The sequence below is a fragment of the Aeromonas taiwanensis genome (genome assembly GCF_000820165.1).
GTDB lineage: Bacteria > Pseudomonadota > Gammaproteobacteria > Enterobacterales > Aeromonadaceae > Aeromonas > Aeromonas taiwanensis.
In genome coordinates, this window is sequence record NZ_CDDD01000093.1 from 1 (window position 1) to 7,653 (window position 7,653).

Annotated in this window: 4 protein-coding genes; 2 read left to right on the forward strand and 2 right to left on the reverse strand. The window is 66.4% G+C overall.

All coding sequences use genetic code 11. The features are described from left to right. The first annotated feature begins 14 nt into the window (after positions 1-14). Positions 15-2,144 carry a zinc/cadmium/mercury/lead-transporting ATPase gene (locus BN1136_RS16100; RefSeq protein ID WP_082035004.1) on the forward strand — a complete coding sequence of 710 codons (2,130 nt, stop codon included), beginning with the start codon at positions 15-17 and terminating at the stop codon, positions 2,142-2,144. A 198-nt stretch (positions 2,145-2,342) separates the two neighbouring features. On the opposite strand, the gene pulA is transcribed toward BN1136_RS16100, so the two are convergent. Continuing rightward, entirely contained in the window at positions 2,343-6,401 is a 4,059-nt protein-coding gene (gene pulA / locus BN1136_RS16105) for a pullulanase-type alpha-1,6-glucosidase (RefSeq protein ID WP_043757879.1), read from the reverse strand. Between the two features lie 265 nt (positions 6,402-6,666). Here pulA and BN1136_RS16110 point away from each other — a divergent pair, with 265 nt between their 5' ends. Continuing rightward, on the forward strand, positions 6,667-7,071 hold the full coding sequence (locus tag BN1136_RS16110; protein WP_043757876.1) for a hypothetical protein: 405 nt from the start codon (positions 6,667-6,669) through the stop codon (positions 7,069-7,071). Positions 7,072-7,078: 7 nt separating this feature from the next. Here BN1136_RS16110 and BN1136_RS16115 read toward each other — a convergent pair. After that, a partial coding sequence (locus BN1136_RS16115; RefSeq protein ID WP_043808909.1) for a cation diffusion facilitator family transporter occupies positions 7,079-7,653 on the reverse strand: 575 nt, incomplete at its 5' end.

A 7,653-nucleotide genomic window follows, 5' to 3' on the forward strand; every position in this document is an offset into this window, starting at 1 on the left:
TCCATCCCCAGCACCTGCCTGCCCCCACCCGCGACAGCCGCCGTCACAGCTGGCAGGTGCTGGGGATGGACTGCCCCAGCTGCGCCCGCAAGATAGAGACGGCCGTCAGCCGCGTCGAAGGGGTTCAGCAGGCTCGCGTGCTGTTCGCCACCGAGAAGCTGGTGGTGGATCTCGCCCCGGGCCAGGCCCCCGACCCCGTCACCGCCGCCGTGCTGGCCGCCGGCTTCCGGCTCAAGGGGGAGCTGGATGAAAAGCAGGCACAGACCGCCACAGGCGCTGCTCTGGCGACCCCGCTTGGCAACCTGCTCGGCAAGTATTGGCAGCCCCTGTCGCTGGCCGGCCTGATGGGGGTGGCGGCCCTGCTGCCAGAGGCGATCGGCCAGCCCATCTTTACCCTGGCCACCCTCTGGGGCCTGTGGCCCGTCGCCCGCAAGGCCTGGGCGCTGACCCGAAGCGGTTCCCCCTTCGCCATCGAGACCCTGATGACAGTCGCCGCCGTGGGCGCCCTCTTCCTCGGCGAGACCGCCGAGGCGGCCATGGTGCTGCTGCTCTTCATGCTGGGGGAACATCTGGAAGCCTACGCCGCCGGTCGCGCCCGGGCCGGGGTCACCGCCCTGATGGCCCTGGTGCCCGACAAGGCGCTGCGCATCCGCAAGACGCCCGACGGGGAGCGGCGTGAAGAGGTGGCCGCCGACCAGCTGCGTCCAGGCGACGTCATCGAGATCGCACCGGGCGCCCGCCTGCCCGCCGACGCCCGCCTGCTCGACGCCCTCGGGGCGTTCGACGAGAGCGCCCTGACCGGCGAATCCATCCCGGTGGAGCACCGCCGGGGTGACAAGGTCCCCGCCGGCAGTCTGGCGGCGGATCGGGTGCTGCGCCTCGAGGTGGTCTCCGAGCCCGGCAACAACGCCATCGACCGCATCCTGCACCTGATCGAGGAGGCCGAGACCCAGCGCGCCCCCATCGAGCGCTTCATCGACCGCTTCAGCCGCTGGTACACCCCGGCCATGATGCTGGTCGCCCTGCTGGTGATGCTGGTGCCCCCGCTCGCCTTCGGCCAGAGCTGGGACGAGTGGATCTACCGCGCCCTGGCGCTGCTGCTCATCGGCTGCCCCTGCGCCCTGGTCATCTCCACCCCGGCGGCGGTCACCTCGGCGCTGGCGGCAGCCACCCGCCAGGGGGCCCTGATCAAGGGGGGGGCGGCCCTGGAGCGCCTCGCCCACATCGATACCCTGGCCTTTGACAAGACCGGCACCCTGACCCTGGGCAAGCCGCAGCTGACCGAACTGGTGAGCCTCAATGGCCAGCCTGAGGCCGAACTGCTGGCACTAGCGGCGGCCATCGAGCAGGGCTCCCACCACCCCCTGGCCCGCACCGTGGTGATGGCGGCCGGCGAACGGGGCATCAGCCCCGCCGCCGCTCAGGATCTGCGCGCCCTGCCCGGCATGGGCGTGGAAGGCCGCATAGGCGGCACTCTCTGGCATCTGCTGGCGCCGAGCCGGGTCGCCACTCTGGATGCGGCGGTGCAGGCCCGGGTCGCCACCCTGGAGCAACAGGGCAAGACGGTGGTGGTGCTTGGCCAGCCTGACACCGCCCCGGCGGCCCTGCTGGCCCTGCGCGACCAGATCCGGCCGGAGGCCGTCGCCGCGCTGCGCGAGCTGGGCGAGCTCGGGCTCAAGAGCATCATGCTGACCGGTGACAACCCCCGCGCCGCCGAGGCCATCGCCGGCGAGCTCGGCATGGGCTGGCGCGCCGGCCTGCTGCCGGAGGGCAAGGTCGATGAGATCGCCAAGCTAGGTCTGACGCAAAAGGTCGCGATGGTCGGCGACGGCATCAACGACGCCCCCGCCATGAAGCGGGCCAGCATCGGCATCGCCATGGGGGGCGGCACCGACGTGGCGCTGGAGACCGCGGACGCGGCCTTGACCCACAACCAGCTCGGCGGGGTCGCCGCCATGATCCGGCTGTCGCGGGCGGCGCTCGCCAACATCCACCAGAACATAGCGCTGGCCCTGGGGCTCAAGGCCATCTTCCTGGTCACCAGCCTGTTCGGCATCACCGGCCTGTGGATAGCGGTGCTGGCCGATACCGGCGCCACCGCCCTGGTCACCGCCAACGCCCTGCGCCTGCTGCGCAAGCGCTAAGCCAGCCGTTAACGGCACAACCAACAGCCGCCCCAATCGGGGCGGCTTTTTATTGCCTCTCCCGCGACGGCGGCAAAGAAAAAGCGCGCCTGCCGGGCGGCAGTCGCGCTTTGCTTACTCTCTCGGTGTTATCCCGCCCTTGGCGAGGCGGAATTCAACCCTGGGCTGCCGAGCCGGCCCCGGGCTCGATGGGGTTGCTTACTTGGCGCTGCACTCCTGGACGATGACGGTGCCCACCTCGCCGGAGGTCTTGGTCGGATCGACCTTGACCAGGAAGCTCCACAGCCCTTGCGCCAGGGTGATGCTGTTGTTGCCCATGCCGCCATCGCCGTGCTGGAGCGGGTAGGATTGCTCCGGCTCCAGTGCGATCAGGGTGCCGCCGGCATCCTTGACGAAGAACTGCTTGCTCCAGTTGCCATCGTCGTTGGCAAACTTGAAGTCGAAGCTGCCCGCGTAGTTGAAGGCGGCCTGGTAGATGGCGAGGTTGCCTTCCATCCCCTTGTAGCTCAGCTGATAGGCCGGCTGTGCCTGCCAGTCACTCAGGCTGCCGCGCACGTAGAGCGGGAAGCCCAGCGGATTGCCCGCCACCGTGTCCAGCACCTTGCAGCTCTGCACTGGCTCGGTGTAGCTGACGCTCAAGGTCGGCTTGTCCTTGTTCATGGCGGTGAAGACGAACTTGTAGGTGCCCGCCTTGTCCACGTTGAACGGCAGATCCCCGCCATTGGCGCAGAGCGCACTGACCTGGCCGGTCGCCAGCTGGTCGGTATCGCTGCACTTGCCGTAGTTGATGGGGCCACCCCAGTCGCTGCCGGCGATCTTCACCTGGGTCGTCCCCAGCTGATCCGTCGTCACCTCGGTGGTGAACTCATAGGTGTAGTTACCACTGAAGCTCATCTTGTTGACCGGATCCCAGGTCCCCAGGAAACCACGGACAAACACCTCGGTGTCACCGAAGGGGGGCAAGGTGCTCAGATCCGTCTTCTTGCTCACCGGCAGACCCGCGCCCTGGGCGCCGCTCTGCGGCTTGACGAAGACGGCGGCGGACCAGGCCCCCAGCGTCAGCTCACCGTTCCCCACGGCAGCGCCGCTGGCGATGCTGCCAGCGCCGTGATGGGCCCCGCTCAGCACCATGCCGGCCAGATCGATGGGCTGATCGTCGCCGTCACGGAAGTCGCCGATGCTCTGGCTCTGGCTGGTGGCGTTGATCATCACCACCAGGCCGTCGATGGCCGGATCCAGATCCGCGCCAGCCTTGCTGCCATCATCCACCGTCATCACGATGAGACCCGGCACCTGATCCGGCCCGGTGTTACGGAAGTCGACGCGCTTGATCACCTCGGCACCGCTGCCCAGACGCAGCAGACGGGAGGATTGACGCAACTCGGAGAGCTCCTGGTAGAAGCCCATCATCTGCTGCATCTCGGCCGACCCCGGCTTGGCGTGCTGGCCGAGCACCTGCTCGATCAGCTCGTAGTTGGCCTCGTCCTTGTCCTTGCGCGGCAGCCCCTTGTCGAAGTTGTTGTCGGCCAGGGTATAGTCGACTCTGTTGTACCAGTCGCCGGAGTCGTAGCTGTCCCGCTCCATGGACTTGGAACGCAGCAGTTCCACCCCGGCGTGGGTGAAGGGAATGCCCTGCCCCAGCATGGCGGTGGCGAGCGATACCCCCTGCATCCGTACCAGATCGGCCCCTTCCGGCGCCTTGTAGACCAGGTTGTCAAACAGGGTCTGGTTGTCGTGCTTGTCGACGTAGTTCTGGATTTCGGTCGGATCCTGGGCATAACCCGCAGGCTGACCGTTGTAGTCGATGTCGGACCCCTTCTTGGGTACGCCGTCCTTGTCGGTCAGCACGAACTCCTTGAGGTTGCCCGCCATGCCGAGGCGCACCAGGTCGGACTGGTGCAGGGCGGTAGCGAGATCGACGCCATCCAGCTCGTTGGCATCCACCAGGGCACCGTTGCCAAAGCCCTGGGTCTTGCGAATGGCTTCACCGCCGTCGAACGGGCTGCCGCCGCGCACCGCATCCCGCAGCCGGTCGGAGAAGGAGCCGATGCCGGTACCGGCCAGGTGTTTCTGGGTCGCCTGCACGAAGCGCTTGTCATCCTGCACCTCGCCGAAGTTCCACCCCTCGCCGTAGAAGTACATGTCCGGGTTGACCTTCTTCACCTCGGCCAGGGCCTGCACCATCTGATCTTTCGGGTGGTGGCCCATCAGGTCGAAGCGGAAGGCGTCGATCTTGTAGTCCCGCGCCCAGGTGACCAGGGAGTCATCCATCAGCTTGGCGAACATGGCGTGTTCCGGCGCCGTGTTGGAGCAGCAGGTGGAGTTCTCCACCGAGCCGGTCTCCGGATTGAGGCGCTGGTAATACCAGGGGACTATCTTGTCGAGCACGGACTTCGGACCCAGCCCCGCCTCGTTGGTGTGGTTGTAGACCACGTCCATCACCACGTTCATGCCGATGTTCTGCTTGATGGCCATGACCATCTCGCGGAACTCCTTGATCCGGGTCTTCCCCTCCGCATTGGTGGCGTAGGAGCCTTCCGGCGTGGTGTAGTGGTAAGGGTCATAGCCCCAGTTGAAGGAGTCCACCCCGCGCAGATAGCCATACAGCTCCTGCACGACCGGGTTCTCCTTGCTGTCGCTGGCTTGCAGATCTGCCAGCACGGCCTCGATGGTCTCACCGCCGCCGCAGTGGCTGGCAAATTTGGAGCTCTTGACCTCGGGGTTGACCTCGCACAGCTTGCTGAAGTCGTCGCCGATGTTGGCCACCTTGGCCGGATCCTCGTTGACGGTGGCGATGTCGAACACCGGCAGCAGGTGCAGGTGGCTGACGCCGCTCTTGGCCAGGGATTGCAGGTGCTTGACCGGCACGCTGTCGGGCTGGGTCAGCCCGAGGAACTTGCCGCGCTTGTCTGCATCGGTCGAGGCATCGTTGCCGGTCAGATCCCGGACATGGGCCTCATAGATGGTGATGTCGGCGGGGTTCTGCTGGCTGTGGGGGGCCTTCAGGCTGTCCCAGCCGTCCGGCTTGAGGGCCGGATCGTCGAGATCCACCACCTGGCTGAACTCGGAGTTCATCGCCAGGCTCAGGGAGTAGGGGTCGGTCACCTGATAGGATTCCAGCTTGCGGCTGACCGGGTGATAGACCTGGATGTCGTAGCGATAGTATTTGCCCACCAGATCGCTGCCCCCCTGTACGCTCCAGCTGCCGCTGGCCTCGTCCAGGGTCATGGCCCGCTCGCCGATGGCATTGTGCTGCTCGTCGAACAGCGCCAGCTTGACCGACTTGGCGGTCGGTGCCCAGAGCCGGAAGGTGACATTGCCCCCCTCGACCACGGCGCCGTAGGCCAGCTTGGTGGCGGCCTCGCTGTAGAGGGCGTCGAGGGCGCCGGCGCTCTGCACCAGGGTAGCGCCCTGCAGGATGCCGTCCGCATCGGTGCCGATGGCCACCAGCTCACCCTTGAGCAGGGGCTTGAGGTCCTGCCCGGCGGGCAGGGCGAAGGCGGCGGCATCCTTGAGGTGCGGGTACTTGGCCTGCTGCTCCTCGCTCAGGCTGGTCGGGGTCAGCTTGATGTAGGGGAAGTCGAACACGCCGTCGCTGTTGGCGGTGATGGTGCCGGACTCGGTGTAGTAAAGACGCACATAGGGCTTGTCCTTGCCCCCTTGCCAGATCAGGGTGTTGCCGTCGATCAGGTGGGCGCTGGCCCCCGCCACGCCGAAGGCGGCGGTGAAGGCCTCGGCCCGGCTGCCGAAGATCTCGCTCTTGCCCGCCACGATGGCCACGGTGCGATCCGGGTGATCGCTGAAGACCACCTTCATGTCGCTGCCGGTCAGGTTCGCGAGATCGCCGTTGCGGGCGATGAAGTTGATGCAGCCTTCCATCTTGCTGAGCGGCACGACCCAGGCCGGGCCGAAGCTGTCCGCCTCGGACGGCGTCTTGCTCTTGTCATCCCAGCTGCTGTTGAGGCCGCTCTCGGCCGTCGCGTTGCAAGCGTCGTTGTTCCACAGGTGCAGGCTGTGGTTGGCGAAGGGGCCCGTGACCCCGCGCGCCGCGCTGCTCTGGGTATCCACCAGGGCGATCACGGCCTCGTCGGGACCGGCCGTCAGCAGCTCGGCCGGGGGCTGGACATTGGGAAGACGAGCGGCAGGCTCATCCTGGGGGGTGGGGGTAGAAGAGGAAGAACTGTTGTCGTTACAGCCTGACAAAAGCGCGAGCAGTGAGGCTGTTACCAGCGCCACCTTGGTCTTTTTCATATCCATTTTTTTATAATTCCCGCTGTAGTTGGTCTCGATACTCGAGGTACCCGGTCGTGGCCGAGCGGTGTCATATTAATCAGCAGGGATTGTCGTAAATGTGAGCGGATGGGCAAAAAAAACCAATCCGTTTCAACAAGATAACGTTTTCATAACGAAACTTGGATCGCGCTCACAGACCGCTCGCCTCTTTCGGCTCATACCAGCAGAGAGCGGGACGCATGCCAGAGAAACCGATGTCCAATCAACTGGATAGCAAGGAGCCATGGGGATGAAACGGATCGAGGAGCAGGCGAAACGGCTGGATCAGGAGTATCAGGAGATTGCCCAGCTGTTCGACCAATTCTGCCAGCAGGCGGGGGCGCTCGCCGAGCGCTACCACTTCTTCAGCTGGCCCGACTACGAGGAGAGCCCACCCCTTGCCCGCGCCTTCACCCTGCTGGGGGAGCCGCGAGAACTGAGGCTGCGCTGCCAGCCCGGCGAGGGGGGCGCCCTGACCGGCATCCTCCAGGTGTGCGACGAGGAGGGCACGGTCCACGCCAGGTTGGGCTTTCGCGCCGACGGCCACCTGCTGCTGGAGCCAGGCAGCCTGCTCGACGATCCGCCGGGGCTGCTGCTCAGGCTGATGCTGGGCTCCCTCTGGCAGGAGCCTGGGGACGGCGAGGGGGGGCGCTGACCCGGCCTCAGGCTTCGGCGATTTCGATGGTCAGGTGCACCAGCTCCTCGTGAATGGCGAGCCGATCGCGGATCGCCCGGGCCGGGAGCGGAGTGCCCATCTGCAGCGACAGCACGGCCGCATACTGCACCTGACCCACCCGCCAGACGTGCAGATCGCGGATCTCGGTCTGTGGCAGCTCGGCTATCACCTCGCGGATCTCTGCCACCAGGGGCGCATCCATCTCCGCATCCAGCAGGACCCGGCCAGTGTCCCGCAGCAGGCCGACGGCCCACACCGCCACCAGGGCGGCCCCCACTATGCCCATCAGGGGATCCAGCCAGTCGGCCCCCCACAGCATGCCCCCCACCAGCGCCAGTATGGCCAGCACCGAGGTGGCCGCGTCCGCCAGCACGTGGAGATAGGCGGCGCGCAGGTTCAGATCCTGGTGGCCGTGATGATGATCATGGTCGTGGTGATGATCATCATGGTGGTCATGATGATGACCGTGGCCATGGTCGTGCCCGTGGTGGTGGCCGTGATCGTCCTTCAGCAGCCAGGCACAGGCCAGGTTCACCAGCAGCCCCAGCAGGGCGATGCCGA